The 21,283-nt window shown below is 54.9% G+C and carries 11 protein-coding genes; 5 read left to right on the top strand and 6 right to left on the bottom strand.

Annotation, left to right across the window (positions count from 1 at the left end; all coding sequences use genetic code 11):
- Positions 1–74: 74 nt before the first annotated feature.
- From OHL19_RS02920 to OHL19_RS02900, 5 genes are all read right to left on the bottom strand, one after another.
- Complete coding sequence (locus OHL19_RS02920; RefSeq protein ID WP_263356089.1) at positions 75–458, bottom strand: nuclear transport factor 2 family protein; 384 nt, start codon at positions 456–458, stop codon at positions 75–77.
- Positions 459–484: 26 nt separating this feature from the next.
- Positions 485–1,429 carry an aldo/keto reductase gene (locus OHL19_RS02915; RefSeq protein ID WP_263356088.1) on the bottom strand — a complete coding sequence of 315 codons (945 nt, stop codon included), beginning with the start codon at positions 1,427–1,429 and terminating at the stop codon, positions 485–487.
- Between the two features lie 226 nt (positions 1,430–1,655).
- A complete protein-coding gene (locus tag OHL19_RS02910; RefSeq protein WP_263356087.1) occupies positions 1,656–2,351 on the bottom strand; it encodes a lipid-binding SYLF domain-containing protein in 696 nt (231 codons plus the stop codon).
- A 303-nt stretch (positions 2,352–2,654) separates the two neighbouring features.
- Positions 2,655–6,260: a carboxypeptidase-like regulatory domain-containing protein gene (locus OHL19_RS02905; RefSeq protein WP_263356086.1), complete on the bottom strand. Its 3,606-nt coding sequence runs from the start codon at positions 6,258–6,260 to the stop codon at positions 2,655–2,657.
- Between the two features lie 183 nt (positions 6,261–6,443).
- Positions 6,444–7,376, bottom strand: a complete 933-nt coding sequence (locus OHL19_RS02900) for a metallophosphoesterase family protein (protein ID WP_263356085.1) — start codon at positions 7,374–7,376, stop codon at positions 6,444–6,446.
- 222 nt (positions 7,377–7,598) lie between these two features.
- On the opposite strand from OHL19_RS02900, the gene OHL19_RS02895 reads away from it, so the two are divergent.
- The 5 genes from OHL19_RS02895 (at position 7,599) to OHL19_RS02875 (ending at position 18,811) form a co-directional block, all read left to right on the top strand.
- Complete coding sequence (locus OHL19_RS02895; protein ID WP_263356084.1) at positions 7,599–9,950, top strand: winged helix-turn-helix domain-containing protein; 2,352 nt, start codon at positions 7,599–7,601, stop codon at positions 9,948–9,950.
- 313 nt (positions 9,951–10,263) lie between these two features.
- Positions 10,264–11,616, top strand: coding sequence for a hypothetical protein (locus OHL19_RS02890; RefSeq protein WP_263356083.1), 1,353 nt, complete (start codon positions 10,264–10,266; stop codon positions 11,614–11,616).
- Positions 11,617–11,867: 251 nt separating this feature from the next.
- Complete coding sequence (locus OHL19_RS02885) at positions 11,868–14,219, top strand: alpha-N-acetylglucosaminidase (RefSeq protein WP_263356082.1); 2,352 nt, start codon at positions 11,868–11,870, stop codon at positions 14,217–14,219.
- A gap of 49 nt (positions 14,220–14,268) precedes the next feature.
- Positions 14,269–15,420 (top strand): acyltransferase family protein, encoded by a 1,152-nt coding sequence (locus OHL19_RS02880; protein ID WP_263356081.1) that lies wholly within the window; start codon positions 14,269–14,271, stop codon positions 15,418–15,420.
- A 43-nt stretch (positions 15,421–15,463) separates the two neighbouring features.
- The gene (locus OHL19_RS02875) at positions 15,464–18,811 is read left to right on the top strand and encodes a TonB-dependent receptor (protein WP_263356080.1); all 3,348 of its coding nucleotides are present in this window, start codon (positions 15,464–15,466) and stop codon (positions 18,809–18,811) included.
- 139 nt (positions 18,812–18,950) lie between these two features.
- On the opposite strand, the gene OHL19_RS02870 is transcribed toward OHL19_RS02875, so the two are convergent.
- Positions 18,951–21,266: a glycoside hydrolase family 2 protein gene (locus tag OHL19_RS02870; RefSeq protein WP_263356079.1), complete on the bottom strand. Its 2,316-nt coding sequence runs from the start codon at positions 21,264–21,266 to the stop codon at positions 18,951–18,953.
- Positions 21,267–21,283 lie beyond the last annotated feature (17 nt).

The raw sequence follows: 21,283 nt of genomic DNA, 5'->3' as shown, positions 1-21,283 counted from the left end.
TCAACGATTGCGACGGACAACCTTGCCGCAGAGCTTCATCCATGCCGCTTCATCGATGCCGATTGAAGGCGGCATCACGGTATCTGCTGAACCCATTGACTTCGCCATGTCGGCGCTTCGAATGGGTCTGCAAAATACTGCGTCTCGTGCACGACCTTGCCGTTACGGAACTCCATAATGCTTACTGTGTATGCTGGCCGCTCCAGATAGAGGATCGTGTATTCCGTGATCCAGAGATCCCCTTTTCCGACAATTCGCCGGACGCTGAAGCCTGACGGCTTGCCCGGATGATGGCTCCGCAAAGCCTGCAAATTGCTTCGCCCGATGATTCGTTCGCCTGACTGGGGATAATCACAGATGGCATCGTCATCGTAAATATCATGCTCCGCGTTTGCATCGCCTGCTGCGGACGCCTGCCAGTGCGCGTTCAGGGCTTCTCGTATTTGCTCCTCTTGCATGGGCCGCTCCAGGTGCTGTTGAGCTTTCACACTGATTTTGCCCGTGGAATGAATCCCGGGCTACCGGTGTTCACCACGTCATTGAGTCTTTGACGGGTTTGAATGCGATTGATCTCATCGATCGCATCATCCGGAAGGGCGGAGATGTCGAAGTTTTCTTTTGCGCGATCCGCAGTTCTGGGCGTGGTAAGTAAAGCAGTGCCGCGTTGCACGGCCCAGGCCAGCAGAACCTGTGCCGGCGTCTTGCCAACTCGTGCAGCGATTGCGAGGATCACTGGATCTTCGAGCGGTCCCGGCCTTATTCCATGCCCCAAAGGCGCAAAGGCCAAAAAGACGATGCCCTTCTCTTTGCAGAACTGCAGTAGCTCTGTTTCCGGCAGATACGGATGCGACTCGACCTGGACCACGGCCGGTTTGATTCTCGCCGATTCATAGATGGGCGACAGTATGTTCAGGGTGACGTCGGACAGTCCGATAGCCCGGCATTTGCCGTGGTCTACGAGACTTTCCATTGCCCTCCAGGTGTCGAGCAATGTCACATCGCGGTCGTAGACGACATCGCCGTTTTGATCCCGCGGATCCTGCTCCTCGCCCGGCTGAAACGCGAATGGAGTGTGGATGAGATAGAGATCCAGATAGTTGATCCTCAGTCTTTCCAGACTTGCATCGAAAGCCGGTTCGACGCGCTCGGGTCGATGATTGGTATTCCACAATTTAGTGGTGACGAAGATGTCTTCGCGCGCGATTTTGTCGGCGGCAAGTCCTGCCTGCAGGGCCTCGCCTACTTCACGCTCATTCCGGTATCGTTCGGCGCAATCGAAGTGACGAAATCCAACATTGAGTGCATCTCTGGTGGCACTCAGTGTTACGGCTGCATCTGGAATGAGGGTTCCAAAGCCGAGTGCGGGCATGTGACCTGCTCCGTGATTGAGCGGCATTTTCTTAAGCCTAAAATCAGAAGATTCGATCATGATGGCACCTCCATGATGGCATCTCTATGATGACATTTCGGCAGTATCTCGCGTTCGACATTCCTGCCCGCCATGCGGATGTCCTGATCTTCTCAGATCATTGACCATTTTGTGATATTTGTTGTGATGTTTGGCGCGAAGGGATTGCAAATATGTGAAGATTGGCGGCCATTACAACGGGCTGGCCAATCTTCACATCGGTGACAAAAAAGGTGCAGCAGAGAGTTTATTTATCGACGTTAGCTGCGGCGAAATAACGGCCTACGGCCTGCACAAAAGATCGTGCTGCAGGGGGAACAGGCACTCCGCCGTGCAGGATACGTTCGAAGTGCGGTGCATTGCCTCCGTAGAACGCGTTCGTGTCATCTGTGTTCTGCGAGACTACGGCGCCATTCAGATCGATCCCGGCAAAGAGACCTTTGGATCGTGAATAGGTCAGTAGTTCGGCGTTCAGCCTCAGATCGGTTCCGGCGGCGGCATTTCTACCGACGGGACCAGCGGCGGCGGCGGCATCCGCGCCAATCTTGAACTTGGACTTGAGCAGATCCTGAAACCCCTTGTCGTTCACTGCTACCAGTACAAGATCTGTGGCCTGACCACCAATCTGGAATCCAACACTGCCGCCGGCGAGACGGATGAATACTGGCGCGCTCCAGCCTTTCTTTGTGCGACAGGTAACAACGCCCTGCCCATACGAAGCACCTACGATGAAGGCCGCTTTCTTCACGCTGGGAATGACGCCAACGCAAGTCGCCTGGCGCGCGATGCCGTTGGGAATACCCTTGTCGGGCGTCATCATGATTTGCCGTATCACGTTTCTTGCGTCGTTGATTCGTTCATTCAAGCTTGCGTTGTCCGCTGCAACAGCACTCAGCGAAGAGAAGCCAAGGCAAAGAATAAAGAGCAGGTTTCTGGCCTTCATCACGTTTCCTTTCAAGAATGGTTGTGGATGCTAAGCGTATCGCTCGACGGGTCGAAGCGTTCCTCTTCAATCCACGAAGGATTGGGCATTGGGGCGATGCTTGTCAAGGAGTATCGGTCGAGGCAATCTCCGGGTGCTCGGGGGAAATCAGGAGAGGGCGTTCTTTGGTATTGGGACAATTGCTCTTCTGAGAGAAAGGCAGAAGCAGATTCCCTTCGGGAATGACAGACAGAAAGGCAAAGGCAATAAGGAGCAGGAAAAGGGAGCAGGAAAATCCTGCTCCCTTACTGGTGCATCTGCGTATTAGAAGGACACCTTGAAGTATGCCTGCCCTTGTCGTGGAGTGTTGGCCTGGCAAGGGCTGCTTCCGCCGCCGCCGTTGGGCTGGACGAGGCCAAAGTTGTTGGCTCCATCGGTCACGGTGTCGTCTGGTGAGCAGACCTGCATGCGGTTCAGCACGTTGAAGAACTCGATGCGCAATTCCATGTTGATCCGTTCCCCGCCATAGAAGCGCTTTGCCAGGGCGAGATTTTCATTGGATCCGAAGGAGGTACGCAATTGTTCGAGGTTGCGGGGTGAGTTTCCAGGTCCAAAACCTGGGTCTGAGAATGCCGCCGTGTTGTAGACCGGCAGGCCCTTGTAATAGTTGTTGTAGTTCACGTGGAGCGGGGTGCTCGCGTTGAAGTTGGCGCGGTTGAAGCCGTTCAACAGCGGATCGCTGCTGTTGCTGTAGACGGTCAGGGGAGTTCCGCTGGCGTATTGGAATGCGCCGCTTACCTGCCAGCCGCCCCAGAGGTTCTTTCCGAGATAGCCGCCGGTGTTGAAGAATGTCTTGCCGGGGCCGAATGGCAGTTCATATACGAGCGCCAGGTTGACCATGTGGGTTTGATCGGCGCCTGCAACGGTCCATTCTGCTTTCTGATTGAACTTGTTCAACGACCCATAGTTCTGGTAGGCGAAACCGCTATCCGTGTTGGAGAGGCTGCGGGCATAGGTGTAGTTCGCGAGGATGGAGAGTCCATCTGCGTAGCGCTTCAGAAGTTGCGTTTGTACGCCGTTGTACGTTGACGATCCGTTCATATCGAATGGATTGCAAAGGCCGCCGCATGATTCTGACGGGTTGTATTGAGGATAGGGAAGCAGAGCCTGTGCGAGTCCGGCATTCGCTCCATAGTCTTTCATGAAGTTGCAATAGGGGGCGTAGAAGCCTGCGCTGGTTGTGCCGCCCGGGCATGGTGCAAAGCCCGCTTGCCTGAGGTCCGCCTGAGCTACTGCGCTGGTCCATGCGTAATTGGGTGAGTTGGGCGACATTACGCAGTTGGGGTCATTGACGTTTCCGCTGGGGCAGAACCGCGCTATGTTCTTCGGATCGGTCTGGTTGATGGGGTTCACCATCGAGGGAAGATGTACGCCTCTGTTGCCGACGTATGCGACGGAGAGGAGCAGGTTGTAGGGCAGTTCCCTTTGGACACCGATGTTCCAGTATTCCCCGTACGGATAGGAGCCGGGATTTTTGGAGAAAGCGTGCAGCACGCCGAGTCCGTTGAACTCGGTCGGAGTGAAGGGAGTATTACCGGGAATCGGCAGAGGATGCAGATCCCACTGCCCGTTGCCGGGGATGTTCGATCCGTTGGAATTGACATTGGCGATACCGGCGAGCAGCGTCCCGTATTGAAGGCTGAGCTTGTTGTTCCCGAAGTCGTATGGGCCGCCATTGAGGTGGTTGATGGAGAATCCAGCGGAGATCACAGTCTTGCGGTTGATGCCGTAAGCTACACCGAACCGGGGATCAAAGTGCGTGAAGATGATGTCGGCGCGATCGTAGCCGGAGACGCCCAGCTTGTTCGCTGCGCCGAGCAATGGAGCTCCTCCGGGCGTGACTGCTGCTGCGTTGGTGGCGTTCGCGTCGAAGTAAACAACGTTGTTGCTCAATTCGTGGAAGGGAACCATGACGTCCCAGCGAAGACCTGCGTTAACGGTGAGTTTTGGCGTGACCTTGATGTCGTCCTGAATGTAAGAACCGACATAGAAGTTACGTAGCTTGTTCTCCTGGGTAAGGCGGCGATAGCTGGAGTCCGCGTCTCCGAGAAGGAAGCTGGCGAAGGCGTTGCCGGTGTTGCCGATGTCGTTTGGATCGGAGGTTGTACGGTTGCTGAAGGCGAAGGAGCCGCCGCAGGTGGGGCACTCGTTATCGTCCTGTGCCGCACGCCGCAGCTCCCAACCGATATTGAACGTATGACGACCCATTGTCCAAAGCCAGTTGTTATCGAAGCTCAGACCGAGTTTGCGATTGACAGCGATGGTGCTGCCGGCGGTGCTGTTGCCCCAGGTAGTGGGCGCGTTCGGAAGACCATTTTGATTGAAGCTGATGGTTGGCAGAACGCTTTCGTCCGCAACCGAACCCAGGCTGACGCCCATGAAGGCGTTGAAGCCGTTGTTAATTTCGCCCATGCCACCGAAACCGGCGCTCATGATCAGGCGTGGTGAGAGAACGGTTGAATAGGTAACGAAGAGTCCGGTGCCGAGACGCGGTTCGTCTGTTGCGCCTCCCAGCTCGTTGCCGAAGTGGGCGTTGTTGCTGCAGCAGAAGACGTAGTGATATTTGTCACGCCAGAAGCTCACGTGCAGCTTCTGTACCTCGGTGAGATTGTGGTCAACGGAAAGACCCCAGTTCGTCTGCCGAGTCGGAAGAGTGCCGATCGAAGAGCTGGCGTTGTTGGACAGGCCGGGCTGACTTGGCGCGGGAATGAATGAGAGCAGGCTTGCTGACGAAGCACTGAAGCAGCCCTTGGGGATAACGTTGCCCTGCCATTGCTGTCCGGGAGCCGGGGCATCGCAACCCTGTGGAGCGACAAAGCCCTGGGGAACGAAGATTGGCTGCGGTGTGGCGAGGGAGAGAAGATTGCTGAAATCTCCGTTGACTTCTGCGACCGTGGGAACGGTCATGGTGCCGGTATCTTTTTGATCCAACCGGAACCAGTCCGAACTTACGTGGAAGAACGTCTTCTTCTGCCCGTTATAGAGCTTGGGCAACACAACCGGCCCGCCGACGGAGAAGCCGAAGTTATGCTCGTGAATGGATGGAGCGGATTCTTTGGTGCCATCGGCGTTAAAGCCAGGATTGGCGCCGGCTGCGTTGAACATCGTATTCCGCAATACTTCGAATCCATCGCCGTGGAGGGTGTCGGTGCCTGAAGCGAACTGGTAGGACGCTACTCCCTGGCCGAGGCCATACTGTGCGCTGAAGCTGTTTGTCAGGATTCGAACTTCGTTGACCATCTCGAAGGGCGGATTGATGTTGGACTGATAGCCCTGCGTCTCGGCCTGTACGGCGACGACGCCATTGAACATCACGGTGTTGGCGTAGTCTGTGCCGCCGTTGATTCGATGGCTCCATTCGCCGCCAGTGACTCCTGGTGCGAGAAAGAGATAGTCGTCAATCTGCCGGTCGCGCGGTCCTTGATTGCCGGGACCGCCGCCGATGAGCACCGGGATCTCCTCGGTGATCTTGTTCTCGATGACTGTTCCGAGTTGAGGCTGCGTGGTTTCGAGAGAGATGGCAGGAGCTGCGACTTCAACGGTCTCGGTTACCGATCCCGCGCTCAATTGTGCATCGGCACGCGTCTGCTCGCTCACGTCCACATGGACGTTCGATATAACGCGCTTTTGAAAGCCTTCTCTTTCGATCGTGATGACATAGGCTCCGGGGAGCATATCCGCAACGACGTAAGAGCCAGCGGCATTTGTAACTGTTTTTGAAACCACGTGCGTTGCCGTGTTTTCAATGGTGATATTCGCACCGGGAACAATGGCTCCGGATGCATCGGTTACCGTGCCGGTAATGTTGCTGATAGTTTGCGCACGTGCCGAGAGAGAAAGAAGACAGAAGCACAGTGCGAAGAGCGCCAATCTGACCGTTCGAGAGTGCCACAAGGATTGCATACAGCGAGTGAAACGGACGAAATGCATCGATTTGCCTTTCCGAGCAGTGGTGAAGCCGTTTGTTATGTGAGGAGGATGACTGTGCATCTACGGATGAAGATTGAGTCTGCGATGAAGAGACCGTGGACGCACAGGTATGGCAAAAAAAACTTAGGTAAGGTGATTGGCGGCTACCCAGGGATAAGTCACGTAGGACGTCACGATCTCATCTCCGCGCACCTGGCAAAGTGTGTAGCCTTCGGAACTGCCGTCCTCCATCTTGCCTTTCCACCAGGCTCCGGAGACGGCGCCGCCGATCAGGTATTCGGTTCCGTGGTACTGCGATTTTTCCCACACATGCAGATGGCCCTGGAGCACCAGTTTCACGTTCGACTTGGCCAGGAGCGCATGTACCGCATAGGAGTTGGCGACGATCGGTCCACGCTGATCTGTTGAGAACGATCCGAGCATGGATGTGATGGGAACATGCGTTACGACCACGACGGGAGTGGTTGGCCCGACAGCGGCCAGATCAGCCTCCAGCCAGTTCAACTGGGCTCCGTCGAAGTGGGGACTGAAAATTTTGTAGTACTGGATCCCGATGGAGTCGAGAACGATGAAGTGCCATCCCTTGTAGTCGTAGGAGTAGTAGAGTTTTCCGAAGTTCTCCTGGTAGAGCTTCTTGCCGTACTCCGGATCGCCGGGTTCAAACGGGCTTTTCTGATTGATGCCGGTGACATCGTGATTACCGACGGTGTGGTAGACCTTGCATGCCAGCTCCGCCTCGGCCTGACGGTATTGCTTGAAGAGCAAGTGAGCCCGGTCCAGACCCTGTTCGCAAACGTCGAATACCTGGTCGCCGCCGGCGATGCAGAAGTCGGGCCTGGACTCGTTGATCTGGTTAAAACATTTGGCGCAGGCTGCGGCGGCCCCGAGCTCGGGCTGCATATGAGCATCTGTGAAAAATACGAAGTCGAAGTCTCGTTCTGGATTCGCTTTGGGTAACAGCTTTTGATCCAGATAGCCTGCCGGGGCGGCCAGGATTTTGCCAGCAGGCGCCAGGGTCAGCGCCAGCGAGTTCTGCAGAAAAGCACGTCGGAGCATGAAACAGCCTCGGAGTTCTTTGGATTGGGAACCTTGAAACCCACCGCTTTGCCTTGGCTTGCGGAAAAGTTGTCTGGCCCCGAAGTGACTGTATGGGAAGCACTGCCTGCGGCACACAAAGCGAGCGCAAAGGACATCCAAAAAAAATCCAAAAGGCCCGATAATAGGGCCTCCAAGGGGCTCAACCTGTGTTTTTTAACAGGGCATTTACAGTGGGTTCTTATGCTGAGATGGAGCGGCCTCATCGACTCCAGAGAGTCGGAGTTGTTATGTTCAAACAGTGAGGCTCTGAATATCTGCGCTGTGGTGACCAAAGACGAAATCTTCGTGTTCGGCGAGTACCGTTTAGACGCGCGGGAGCACAGGGTATGGCGAGGAGATACGCTTATATCCCTGTCACCAAAGACATTCGATCTGCTGGTAATCATGCTTCAGGGGGCTGGGCGGCTCCTGGACAAGGACTACCTGATACGCTCAGTGTGGCCGGATAGCTATGTGCAGGATGCGAACCTGAGCGTCCATATCGCGAGCCTCCGCAAGATTTTGGGAAAGACCTCGGATGCGGAGCAATTTATCGAGACTGTGCCGAAAGTTGGCTACCGTTTCGTCGTGCCGGTCTCTCGTCTTCCTTATGCTGAGAGCCTTACCGAAAGCCAGACTGGAAGCCTGACCGGGCCGGAACTGGCGGATAGCGCGTCCGGGCCTGCTCCGGCGATAGAGCAACTGCCGCCAATCGTGGACTACCTGGCCGCTCCGGCGGTGATCTCATCTCCGCAGATACCGAAATCTCCGCAAACATACAGGGGAGACGATCGCAATCTTCGCGTTTTTCTGCTGCCACTCCTGCTCGTGGTCGCATGTCTCCTTGGCGTCCTCGTTATTCGGCTCTGGGCTACACGGCGAGAGCGGCCGCCTGAAAACGTGACCAGTACGCGGCCACTGACGAGTACGCCTGGACTCTTTCTGCAGCCCTCATTTTCCTCGGACGGGCAGGAACTTGCTTATACGTGGCGCTCCGGTACGGACTCTCACCAGAGCATCTATCTGCAGCACGTTTCGAGTGACGACCGACACATATTGATAGACACAGGTCACGACGACTACTCGCCGTCCTGGTCGCCCCGGGGGTCGGAGATCGCATTTCTCCACTCGGTGGGAGACGATCAGCCTCTTGAGGTGCTGATCGTGAAGAAGCAGAATCCTGCGCTTCGGAGGCAGGTCGCGACGATCTGCGGTGCGGACGATGCTTTCCGCAATACTCCGACGCTCTCGTGGTCTCCGGATGCCCGGACATTGGTGACGACAGACTGCGGCGGTAAAAACGAGAGTCCGTCCCTTGTGCTGATCTCCGTTGATACGGGACAGAAGCGCAGGCTTACCCATGCTCCTCCGCGTACGGTGGACGACCAGGCAGCGTTCTCGCCGGATGGCACACTGATCGCGTTTCGCCGTTCCCAGGGTGACTCCTCGGACGAGATTTATCTTGTACCGGCGACAGGCGGATTGGAGCGAAAGCTCACTTCCCGCGCCAATCCAGTCGATGGGCTGGCGTGGAGTTCCGACGGGAGAAGCATTCTCTTTTCGTCGGGCAGGGCAACCAGTCTGGGCAGCATTTGGAGCCTTCCTCTAACCGGAGGTTCTCCTACGGCTGTGACGACGCCGCTTACCCATACTTCAACTCCTACGGTTTCGGCGGTCGGGCATCGCATGGCTTATGTCGACTCGCCCAACAACGTGTCGGTATGGCGTCTTTCGATTGATCCGCATAGCGATGCGGAACCGTTCATTACGTCTAACTTCTTTGATGCCAGTGCGGTTTACTCTCCGGATGGGACGCATGTCGCGTTCCGCAGCGACCGGTCGGGCGCGAACGAGATCTGGATCTGCAAGAGCGATGGAAGCGAGCCGAAGAAGATCACGCACTTCGATGGACCCATGACGGGCTCTCCGCGCTGGTCGCCCGACGGCCGTTCTCTCGCCTTTGATTCGCGAGGCGGAGGGCGCGCGAATATCTTTGTGGTGAATCTGGATAGCGGCGAATCAGCACGCATCACGGACTCGGCTGCGACCAATTCCGACAATCTCGTCCCGAGCTGGTCTCATGACGGAAGCGCGATCTATTTCAGTTCAAACCGGACGGGAGATTGGCAGATCTGGCGGCACGCTCTCGACACCGGGGTTGAGGCGCAGATCACCAGCAACGGCGGCTTTAACGCAATGGAAACTTCGGATGGTAAGTCTTTTATTTATGTGTCGGATATGGGGCGCACCGAGATTCGGCGGCTATCGCTCCACTCCGCTCATGAGGATCTTCCCCTGGCATCTCTTGGGCAGGGAATGTGGCATTCGTGGACGATATCCCAGGGCGGGCTGTTTTATCTGACGCGACTTCCCTCCTCGGCTTCGACGACTCTTTCCCGGCTTGATCTGAAATCGGGCAAGGTACAGGTTCTGGGGCAGACAGCGCAGGCGGTGAACGATAGCATCTCCATCTCCGCCGATGGGCGATCTGTTTTATTTGCACGGAGATCGAATACAAACACCAGCATCATGATTCTGGATGGTTGGAACTAACCTCTTATTCTCCAGCGGAGATGCCAAGATCATTTTCATCCGACTGGGCAGGCGGCTGTAAGTGTATGAGGGTGCGTTCGATAGGTGGATGAAAAAGATTTGCTGCACGATTATGGGGCCAAAAGCCGCATCCAGAGCCTGAATTCTTCTCTTCCGGCCATCCTATATAGAATCTGCTAGTTACCGGGTAGTGCATCTTCAATACGGCTTAGCGCTGGAAGCCTGATGCGCTGCGTGTGTACAGCGCGTCAGACCTGCTTCGTTTATCCTTAGAGTAGTTATCGCATTCCGACTGTCTAACTGAAATATGGGCGTGATTGAGATCAATCCAAAACCGCTTAAGGGCTTCCCGCCATCCATAGACCCCTCGCAACCAGGCACAGATGAACGACTGGCGTTGTTGGGATCTGTTTTGGCGTCGCGAACCTTTGCGAAATCTTCTCGACTGGCTCAGTTTCTCAAGTTCATCTGCACGCAAACCATTGCTGGAAATGCCAAAGAAATCAACGAGCAGCAGATTGGCGTTCACGTATTTGCGCGGTCACCTGCGTATATTGCTTCCGACGACAGCATTGTCCGGACCCAGGCCCGGTTGCTGCGCCAACGGCTGGAAGAGTATTTCGAGCATGAGGCTCCCTCCAGTTCGCTGATTATTACCATTCCCAAGGGCGGCTATGTTCCGGTCTTTGAACTTCGGAATGCTGCTGCGCCGCAGCGGCCGGAGTTGTCACCAGCGCGAGAGGGTGGCGTTCTGGAATCGGCTGGCGCCAGCGAGAAAAGCGAGGAACCAGCGGCGGCGGCTCCGTCTCGGAGATTCCGGCGCGTGTGGGTTATTTCTGCGATGGCCGTTCTGCTCGTGCTGGCAGTTGTTGCAGGGATTAGTTTGACGAACCACCAGAGCCGTTCGGCCTCGGACGTGCTTTGGGCGAAAATCTTCAAAGAGGGGCGGCCTGTGGTGATTGTGCCATCGGATGACGCTCTGGTCTTGTTTGAAGAAGTGACGAAGACTCCTGTTCCGCTGGATCAGTATTTGAGTGGAAGCTACCTGGACAGGAAAGATCTGCCTGCTTCCAGCCCGCTTGCGCTGACTTCTGACTGGTTTGCGGCTCATCAATATACGAGTACGGCCGATCTCAATCTTGCTTTGCGGCTGGGGCGGCTACCGGCGGGGCGAAATACTACGGTTGAGACGCGGAACGCGCGGGTGCTGCGGATCGACGATCTGAAGAGCCGTAACGTGATCCTCATTGGAGGAAAAGCGGCGAACCCGTGGGTGGGTCTTTTTTCGAATCGCCTGAATTTTGAGGTGAATTACGACTGGAAGACTGCCGAGGGGTATGTGCTCAATAAGCATCCGGCGAAGGGCGAGGCCTCGGTCTACTACGACAAGGTGATCGACGGTACGCGGCATAGTTATGGCGTGCTGGCATTTCTCCCCGGCATTGAGGACGAGGGGGAATCACTGCTCTTTGAGGGCACCGGCATGGCGGGTACGGAGTCGGCGTCGGACTTTCCTTTTAACTCCAGTGCGTTTACTACTTTTGCCCAGCAGATTGGCGCAGCCGGGAATCAGATGCCTTATTTCGAGGCTCTCCTGGAGACGACCAGCGTGGGCGGTAATGCTCCTGAGGTACACGTGCTGACCTATCACCGAATCAAACCGTGAGCCGTGTGAACCGTCTCCCAAGCCATTTTCCGCGAAAATCTCTCTCCAAATAGGGCTTAATCCTGAGCATCCGGCGACGGATCTGCCCATTGGAGACCTCGCCACGATGAAGCTATCTTTATTATTTTCAAATACTTAATAAAGTTAAACATTGAATTCACGGTGAAACCTCTACTTCTAACGGTGAATACGCTTTCGCGAAGTTGCGCCAGGAGGCCATACTTCGGGGATCAAAAAGGGCTCTCTCGACCATGTGGACCAGGCGCAAATTTCTCGGCACGTCATGTATTAGCGTTGGCACAGCATTGGCTGCCATCGATTCGTCTGGCTCTACTCTGAGCGCTGTTTCGGACGCTCCCATTACTGGCAATCCCAATTCCGCGGATCAAGACAGCAATCAAGAAGTAGCGGCTCGGTTGCGGCGCGCCCGGGGACGAGCGGGTGCGTCGGAGACAGCGGTTGCCTCCGCAGAAGCCGTTTTGCTTCGCCAGCTCGGGAGCCGTGCCTCGGAGTTTCATTTGCACTCGATTCCCTCTGAGGGCGGGTATGAGGTTTACGAGATCAAGGCGACTGGCGGCCAGGTTGAGGTCTCCGGGAGTAGCGGAGTCGCCCTCTGCCGAGGCATTTACAGCTACCTGAGAAGTGCCTGCAACGCCATGATCACCTGGGGCGGCCGCAACGTGAACCTTCCTGCGACGTTGCCTGACTATGCCAGCCAGCGGGTGGTTTGCCCCTACAAATTTGTCCAGTACCTCAACCCCTGCACCTACGGCTACACAATGGCCTTCTGGGACTGGGAGCGGTGGGAACGCGAGCTGGACTGGATGGCTCTCCACGGCATCACGATGCCTCTCGCGATGGATGGGCAGGAGGCGATCTGGCAGAGGGTGTGGCTGTCGATGGGCCTGACGCAGCGGGAGATCGATGATTTCTCCACTGGTCCGGGCCATCTACCCTGGCATCGCATGGGCAACATCAACAATTTTGACGGTCCCCTGCCCCAGAACTGGATTGAAGGCAAGCGCGTTCTACAGGGCAAGATACTCGACCGGATGCGCGAGCTGGGAATGAAGCCGGTGGCTCCAGCCTTTGCAGGATTTGTTCCACAGGGTTTCAAGCGGCTGCATCCTGAGGCAGAGACCTTCACGCTGCTGTGGCTTGCGGATGAGTTCAAGACCATCCCACGCAGTACGCGCACTTTCATTCTGCATCCAGGCGAGAACGCCCTGTACCGGCAGATCGGGAAGAAGTTCATCGAGGAGTACAAGGCGGAATACGGCGAAGTGGAGTATTACCTGGCCGATACCTTCAATGAACTTGCCGTTCCGGTGAGCCAGGACCATCGCTACGAGGACCTGGAGCGCTTTGGGCGCACGGTATACGAGGGCATTCAAGCCGGTGACCCGAATGGAACCTGGGTGATGCAGGGATGGCTGTTTGTCTACGCCTCGGAGTTCTGGGACAACGCCTCGGTGCAGGCACTGTTACGCGGTGTTCCAAACGACCGGATGCTGATCATCGACTATGCCAACGATCTGACTCCGAAGCTGCGCGGCAAATATGCGCCGGGGCAGTGGAAGGTGCAGAAGGCATTCTTTGGCAAGCAGTGGATCAACGGCATGGCCCACACCTTTGGCGGGAATAACAACATCAAGGGCAACCTTGCACTGATGGCGAGTGAGCCTGCCGCGGTGCTGCATAGCGAAGATCGGGGTAATCTCGTGGGCTGGGGCATGTGTCCCGAGGGGATTGAAAACAACGAGGTTGTTTACGAGCTGATGACCGATGCGGGCTGGCTTCGCGAGCCGATCGATCTGACCACGTGGATTCCGGCATACTGCACTTCGCGCTATGGGGCGTGCCCTCCGGCGATGCAGCAGGCGTGGAAGCTGCTGCTGGAAAGCGCTTATAGCGCGCATATCTGGATGACCAAGCAGGCATGGCAGGGCGAGCCAAGTACGCACCCTGAGGCTGCGGCGGTTGACTCCGGCGCGACATTTGTAGCGGCGGTCGAGCTCTTTCTCTCCTGCGCTGACAAGCTTTCCGATAATGCGCTCTATCGCAATGACCTCATTGAGCTGGTGGTGCAGGCTGTGGGAGGTCAGGTTGACCGAATGCTGCAACGTGCCGTTGAGACTGGCGGAGCGAAACAGCAGAATCAGATTCAGAAAACGCAGGCCCAGAAAGCTGAGGCAAAGCAGAGTGCCGAGCGTGCCATCGGGTGGATGCGTCGCATGGATGCACTGATGAACCTGCGGGCGGATCGCCGGCTTGAATCCTGGACGCAAGCTGCTCGCTCATGGGCGCGGTCGGAGGATGAGGCAGCGTATTACGACGAAAATGCCCGCAGGTTGATCACTACATGGGGATGGCCGGAGCTCTCCGATTACGCATCGCGAGCATGGTCGGGACTAACGCGGGATTATTACGCGGCACGATGGTCTGCCTACTTTGAGGCTCAACAGACGGGACACGCCTTTTCTCTCGACCTCTGGCAACAAACGTGGCTGTCATCGCCGTATCGCGCGAGCAAGCCGCTGCAAGTTACGAATCTGATCGGTGAAGCAAAAAAACTTCTGGAAGAGTGCCATAACTTTGCCTAACTCGCAAAACGCAACGTTCGGTGAGCCAGGGGAAGTGAAGGAGATAGTTATGCCACGCCAAGTCGAAGCAGCTTCAACCACGATGAAACCATCGTCTCGACTTACATCGATCGATGTTATGCGCGGACTTACGATCGCTTTCATGATTATGGTGAATAACAACGGGCAGAACGAGTTGGCCTATCGCTGGATGAATCACTCGCCATGGAATGGATTCACTCCAACAGACCTGGTGTTTCCAACCTTCCTATTCATCATGGGTATCTCGCTGGTGCTCTCGCTTGGTGCACATGCATTGCGGAAGACTCCAAGAACGGTTCTTCTGGGCCATATTCTGCGCCGTACGATTTTTCTTTTTCTGCTGGGACTTGTGGTCAACGGCTTCCCTTATTTTCAACTCGGTACCTTGCGTATCTATGGAGTGTTACAACGGTTTGCCGTTTGCTATCTGCTTGCGAGCCTGCTGCAACTTATCACGCCGAAGGTTTCGCGCTATGTCACGCTGTTCGTTATCTGCGTCGTGGCGTATTGGATTCTGCTGCGCTGGGTAACTGTGCCAGGGTATGGAATGCCGGTAAGTAACTTTCCTCTTCTTGATCGCGATATCAATCTTACCGCGTATCTCGACCGGCAAATCTTTCCGCATCGGCTGTTTGAAGGCACACGCGATCCGGAAGGATTGCTTAGCGATATTCCATCTTTTGCTACAACGCTGCTCGGCATGATCGCGGGGCGATGGCTTACCGGTAGCAGGAGTGCCGCAGTCAAGCTGAATGGAATGCTGGCGAGTGGTGTCCTGCTTTTGCTTGCAGGCATGTTGTGGTCACAAAGCTTCCCCATCAATAAAAAACTGTGGACCAGTTCCTACGTGCTCTACGCGGGAGGCTGGAGCATTTTGATCCTTGCAGCATGTTACTTCGTGGTTGAGATGAAGCAATGGCGAGGGCGCTGGATGAATCCCTGGTTGATATTTGGGACCAACGCCATCGTGGTTTATGTGTTATCGGAGTTATTGTCTTCGGCAGTTGCGGTCTTTCACCTGAACGCACAACAGTCCATTCAACAGTTTTTATATCAACGCTTCTTCCAGGGCATCGGTACGCCAGCACTGGGGTCGCTGATCTACTCCATCCTCTTCACAGCGGTTTGCTGGATTCCAGCATGGCTGCTGTACCGACGCCATATCGTAATCAAGCTTTAGCTTTTTCGAGGCCAAACTTTTAACAATCAGAAAGGAGCATCTCATGAACCAGATGATTCGTACGCTATTTCTAGTTACACTTATCGCGCTATGTTTTGGCGGTATCACTCAGGCTCAAGTCACAGGGGCACGACTGCAAGGCACAGTCGTTGATCCCACAGGTGCCACAATTGCACAAGCCAAAGTTGTTGTTACCAATTCAGGTACAAACCAGGTCTTCAACGTTGTGACAAATGAGCACGGCACTTATGCTATCCCGACATTGCAGCCGGGAACGTATCAAGTTGCCACTTCAGCCACGGGCTTTGCGTCGGTGGTACAGACGGGAATCACTCTTACTATTGGACAAAGCGCAACCCTGGACATCACGCTCAAGATTGGCGATACCAGTGAAACTGCGACAGTAGAAGCCGGTGCGGAACTTATCAATGCCAGCACGGCAGATATAAGCCAGGTTATCGGCGAAGATGAGATCAAGGATCTGCCGTTGAATGGGCGTGATCCTTCAAGCCTGGTTAACCTTTCTGCAGGCGTAACGAATGAGTTATTCAGCCAGGCCTCGACTCTGCCGGGCAGTAACTCTTTTCCGACCGAGTCTGGCGCATCAGCCGGAGGCGGCAGACAGGGCAGCACATGGTACCTGCTCGATGGCGTCGCAAACATGGACACCTTTGCATTGCTGGCAGCGCCGTTTCCGAATGCCGATGCGACGGAAGAGTTTCGTGTTATCTCGAATAACTTCGACGCTCGCTACGGTTTCGCTCCCAGTGCAGTCGTTAGTATTCAGACCAAGTCGGGCACGAACAAATTTCATGGCGGTCTTTTTGAGTTCCTCCGCAACAACGATCTGAACGCGGCTAATTGGTTCTCAGGCAATGTGGACCAACTGAAGCGAAGCCAGTTTGGCGGCTACGTCGGCGGCCCTATTCTGCATGACAAGTTATTCTTCTTCACGAATTACCAGGGAACCCGGTCAAGTTATACGGCGGGTACGAACACCACCAATACACCGACGCAGGCGATGCTCAATGGAGACTTCAGCGCGCTTACGACTTGCCCCAATCCACAGACCAATCCGCCTACTCCCTGCGATCTGAGCGGCCCGCTGGTGGGTGTATTCCACACGGTCAACGGCAAGCCAAATCAGGTTGATCCGAGCCTGTTCAGCCCGGGAGCTGTCGCCCTCGCGAAGTCGCTTCCGGTAGGTCAAGTTGCGGCAAGCGGTCTTACCAACTTTCTAAGTCCTGCGCAAAAACTCACCTATGACGAAAATACCTCGCGCCTGGATTATGACATCAATCCCAATCAGCGCCTCTTTCTGCGTAGCTTTTTGTATAACTACAACCAGCCAGGCGCTACAACGCCGGGGAACATCCTCGCGGGCGTCAATGGACAGAACGGTACTTATCTCAACCTGGTAGTAGGTCATACCTGGACGGTATCGCCTACGTTGCTTAATAGTGCTACGCTCTCATGGGCAGAGCTGAACTTTACCACGGGCACGGTTGAGAAGGACGCGAGCGGCAATCCTATCTGTCTCTCGGAATTTATCAACGTAACTGATCCTGCTAACTCCTGCTTTATCTCTGGCCTCACCGCATTTGGCGGTAACTCGCTCTATGGAGGCGGTCTGGGCTTCAATGCCTTCAACGGTAGTCCGAATGATACGCGCCGCCGCTATTGGTGGTTCACCGACACTGTGACCAAAGTGATAGGCAAGCACACGATCACTGCGGGCGCCGATATCATGCATCGTTATGGTTATGAGTTATACGGTGGCAGCCAGAATCCAGCGGTAACTTTCAACGGACAGTACACTGGATTTCCGCTGTCTGACTTTTTGCTGGGTTATACATCAAGCTTCGGCCAGGGCGCGGGTGAAAGCGGCAGCGAGTCTGGATGGATGACGGGCTTTTATGCGCAAGACCAGTTCAAGCCGCTGCCAAACGTAACCCTGACTGCAGGCCTGCGCTGGGATCCTAACTTTCCCCTCGCAGTAAAGAATGGCCGCGGCGCGGCCTTTATACCGGGCCAGCAGAGCACGCGCTATCCGAATGCACCGCTGGGATTGGTATTCCCTGGCGATAAGGGTGTTACGGATGGATTGATGCCGACCACATACGGTTACTTCGAGCCCCGCATTGGGATTGTCTGGCAGGCTCATCCCGCGACTGTTGTTCGTTCGGGCTTTGGCATGTTTACCACTCCGCTTGAAGATGCCTTTTATAACCACGTTTGGGACGCAGCGCCCTTTGCTCCCAGTTACAACCTGAACGGCACTGGTACGGTTCCGCTCTCTTTTGACAACCCATGGAATGGCTTTGCGTCAACCGGCGGCAAAAGTCCTTTCCCGCCCTTTGCCTCACCGTCGCAATTGCCTGCGAGCAGCGTTTCGTTTGCGACATTCCTGCCTGCTTCGCTTGGTGCGGTCTTTGCACCAAACTACAAGATTGGTCTGACGGAAAGCTGGAACCTCTCGGTCGATCAACAGTTAGGTAAGAACTTTGCACTGCATATCGGCTACGTGGGTAGCTTCTCTTATCACATTGCCACAACCGTTGAGCAGAACCCCGGTCACTTCTTCAAGGTGAACGATCCTAACAACGGCACCCGTTCTACCTACACCAATTTCGGCTCCATTATTCAGGTACAGGATGGCGGAACCGGAACCTATCATGCACTACAGGTGAGCATCGATAAGCACCTTTCGCAGCACCTGCAGTTTCATTCCAACTTCACCTGGTCACGCGCCACAGATGTCGGCGGATCCGGCGATCCATCCTTCGAGTCGAGCGTGAGCGATCCATATAACATCGATCACGACCACGGCCCATCGAGCCTGAACTATCCAACCGTCTCGGTCTCTAACTTTGTCTATGAACTGCCGCAGTTCAAGACCTCATCTTCTCTGATGCGGAATACGGTCGGTGGCTGGGAAGTTTCCGGATTGTATACGGCTATGTCTGGTCCACCCTTCACCATAAGCGGCGGCGAGGGAAACAATAACTCCAGCTTCGATGTAGGACAGGATAGAGCTGACCTTGTTCCGGGGCAGACCTTTGGCGTTCGCAGGGGCGGCAAGAGCCACTGGATCAACCAATACTTCAACACAGCGGCCTTTACTAACAACGCTCTCGGGACTCCGGGTAACTCCAAGAAGTATCTGCTCCAGGAAGCTCCGATCCAGACAGCGGATCTGGCGGTACTGAAGAACTGGAACTTTGGCGAGGGTTACAAGGTGCAGTTCCGTTGGGAAGCATTTAACGCGCTGAATCATCCCAGCTTCGGACAGCCTGGTTCGAGCCCTGGATCCTCTAACTACGGCCAGATTACCGGTATTGGTAACATTCCTCCACGTGTTATGCAGGGTGCTCTCAAGTTCACCTTCTAACGATCACTCTTACTCTCCGATTGGCGGGATTGCTCCTGCCAATCGGAGGATAAGATATGCATTCCTATATATCGTTCTTAATTCATCTATTGCAATATATCGCTGGACTTTATATTCAAGAGCAACATCACTCCGCATATTAAATCCTGGCTGGTTGCACCGTAAGCTCGATGCTTCGCGTGCCCAGTTCTGCGTGCCTTGCAGTTAGTTTCACGTTGCCTGGCTTGTCGTTGACTTGGATCCATACCGCGGCCACGCCGCCGACAAGACTTAGTAGTGAAGGACCGATGAGATGTGCCGGGCCTTCGATCTCCAGAGTTACTGGAGCATTCGACAGGGTTCGCACATTTCCGTATTCGTCCGTTGCGCGCAATACAACGCGCGTCGCGTCTGAACCATCGGCGACTAACTCCAGATCATCGGCTTGCACGTGAAAATCCTGATCAATGCCCTTGCCCGAATAACTCCTGCTTATTTTCAGCTCGCCCTGGATGTAACCATCGAGACGCAGGTCGCCCCAGTCATCATTTCCATTGGGCAGCGTGAGAAAGAAAGGTGGATACGCAAGATGCGGGAACTGCTTTCGATCCGGCTGCAGTTGGATGATCTCGTGCCACTTTCCATCTTGTCCGATGGAGCACTTGATCGTATCGCAGTTGGAGTTTATCGGAGACGCGGGGAAGCCTGCGGCACCATCGTTCATTGCCCAATGAAAGCCTGCCTCAAGTACAACTTCTTCTGCAGGAGAGCATTGCGACTTATAGAAACCGGCCGCAGGCTTAGGCACGCGGAAGATATCCATAACTCCGTGATAGCAGATGTGATCGCCTGAACCGAAGTCCCTGTGAGTCGGATAATCAAAGGCACACCAGCCTAGTCCGCCAGAGTAGCGCGCGTCTGTTTGTAACTGGTCGTAGATCTTTGCGTAGCGGACGATATGTTCCTTATGCACATCGTTGTTGTCCCACGAACGAACGGACCATTCCGCGCCCACGAACTCTGTATTCAGATAGCGCGAGTGATTGGGAGCTTTGAGTGGAAAGCTAAAGTCGTTCATGCAGAACACATCTTCGAGAAATTCAGACTCCTGAAAATAGCGTACTCCGCACGTTTGTCGCGTTGGATCGAGACTTCTTGCCAATGCATTTGTGCGAACGTAGAAATCGTGGAAGTCGCGTGACTCGTTGATGCGGATGCTCCACAGAATCACGGATGGCCTGTTCCAATCACGCTCGATCATGCGGCGGACATTGTCTACGGCTAAGTCCTGCCACGCATTCTCTCCTACATGTTGCCAGCCGGGAATCTCTTCCAGAACCAGCAAACCTAACTCATCACAGGCATCCATAAAATGACGCGATGGCGGGTAATGCGAGGTGCGAACGATATTGCATTTGAGTTCGTGTTTGAGGATCTGTGCATCGCGGCGCTGCACACGTCTCGGCATTGCGTTACCCACATACGGAAAAGCCTGATGACGATTCAAGCCGCGTAACTTCAGTGGTTTTCCATTGAGTTCAAATCCATGATCGGTGAAGGTCGCGGTGCGAAAGCCTACTCTCTGCGAATCCTGATCGATCAGGGCAGAGCCTTGCAACAGGCGAACACGTACTTCGTAGAGTTGCGGTTGCTCCAGTGTCCACAAATGAATGCCGGTCAAGTTGTCCAGCTTGACTGTATGTTTTGATTTTCCTCGCTCAGTCTGTAGATCCTGGACAAGAGTGCGGATCGTACGCTCGCCTTCGAGCAACGTTATTTCAACTGCCAACTTATGCGATTGCTGCGCTGCAGAATCGAGAAATACATCGACATCGAGATATGGGTGAGAGGAGAGAACATCGGCAGGACGAGCGAAGATGTTATCGATGTAGGTCGTACCTACTATACGCAGCGAGACTTCGCGATAGATGCCCCCGAAGGTGAGGTAGTCGATTTCATAGCCAAAGGGCGGAATCTCCGGCGTTTCACGGCTGTCGAGTTCGAGAGCTATGACGTTGTCTGCATCTCTGCGTACTGCCTGCGTTATCTCAAAGGAGAACGGTGTATAGCCACCTTGGTATTCGCCAATCGCTACGCCGTTCAGCCATACGCGTGAAGATGCCATGGCTCCTTCAAAATCAAGAAAGACGCGGGATTCGCGCGCAGATTCAGGAAGGCGGAAGTGATGCCGATAGAGTGAGACGGTCTGAAAGCTCTTCTCGTCGAAGTTATGCCATGAAAATTTTACGTTGGAGTGAGGGAGAGTGACATGCTCCATTCCTGACTCGGAATAGCCTTCCAGCTCACCATGGGGAGGAACGGAATTGGTAAAGAGCCAATCATGATTGATAGGAAGTATGACTCGTCCCGACGATGCGAAACGGCTTGAATGGGACGTGTCTGCGATTGCTACATGGGGAAGTGCTGTGCCAGCGAGACAGAGGCTTCCTGTCTTGAGAAAATCTCTCCGATCCATTGTGATTCTCTCCTGAA

This window comes from Acidicapsa ligni (assembly GCF_025685655.1).
GTDB lineage: Bacteria > Acidobacteriota > Terriglobia > Terriglobales > Acidobacteriaceae > Acidicapsa > Acidicapsa ligni.
The sequence above is the reverse complement of the archived record's forward strand: the minus strand, read 5'-3'. Positions and strand labels throughout refer to the sequence as shown.

Excerpts from the sequence above, each read along its gene's own strand:
- OHL19_RS02920 (WP_263356089.1), bottom strand. The coding sequence starts at position 458 with ATGCAAGAGGAGCAAATACGAGAAGCCCTGAACGCGCACTGGCAGGCG.
- OHL19_RS02915 (WP_263356088.1), bottom strand. The coding sequence starts at position 1,429 with ATGATCGAATCTTCTGATTTTAGGCTTAAGAAAATGCCGCTCAATCAC.
- OHL19_RS02910 (WP_263356087.1), bottom strand. The coding sequence starts at position 2,351 with ATGAAGGCCAGAAACCTGCTCTTTATTCTTTGCCTTGGCTTCTCTTCG.
- OHL19_RS02900 (WP_263356085.1), bottom strand. The coding sequence starts at position 7,376 with ATGCTCCGACGTGCTTTTCTGCAGAACTCGCTGGCGCTGACCCTGGCG.
- OHL19_RS02895 (WP_263356084.1), top strand. The coding sequence starts at position 7,599 with ATGCTGAGATGGAGCGGCCTCATCGACTCCAGAGAGTCGGAGTTGTTA.
- OHL19_RS02885 (WP_263356082.1), top strand. The coding sequence starts at position 11,868 with ATGTGGACCAGGCGCAAATTTCTCGGCACGTCATGTATTAGCGTTGGC.
- OHL19_RS02880 (WP_263356081.1), top strand. The coding sequence starts at position 14,269 with ATGCCACGCCAAGTCGAAGCAGCTTCAACCACGATGAAACCATCGTCT.
- OHL19_RS02875 (WP_263356080.1), top strand. The coding sequence starts at position 15,464 with ATGAACCAGATGATTCGTACGCTATTTCTAGTTACACTTATCGCGCTA.
- OHL19_RS02870 (WP_263356079.1), bottom strand. The coding sequence starts at position 21,266 with ATGGATCGGAGAGATTTTCTCAAGACAGGAAGCCTCTGTCTCGCTGGC.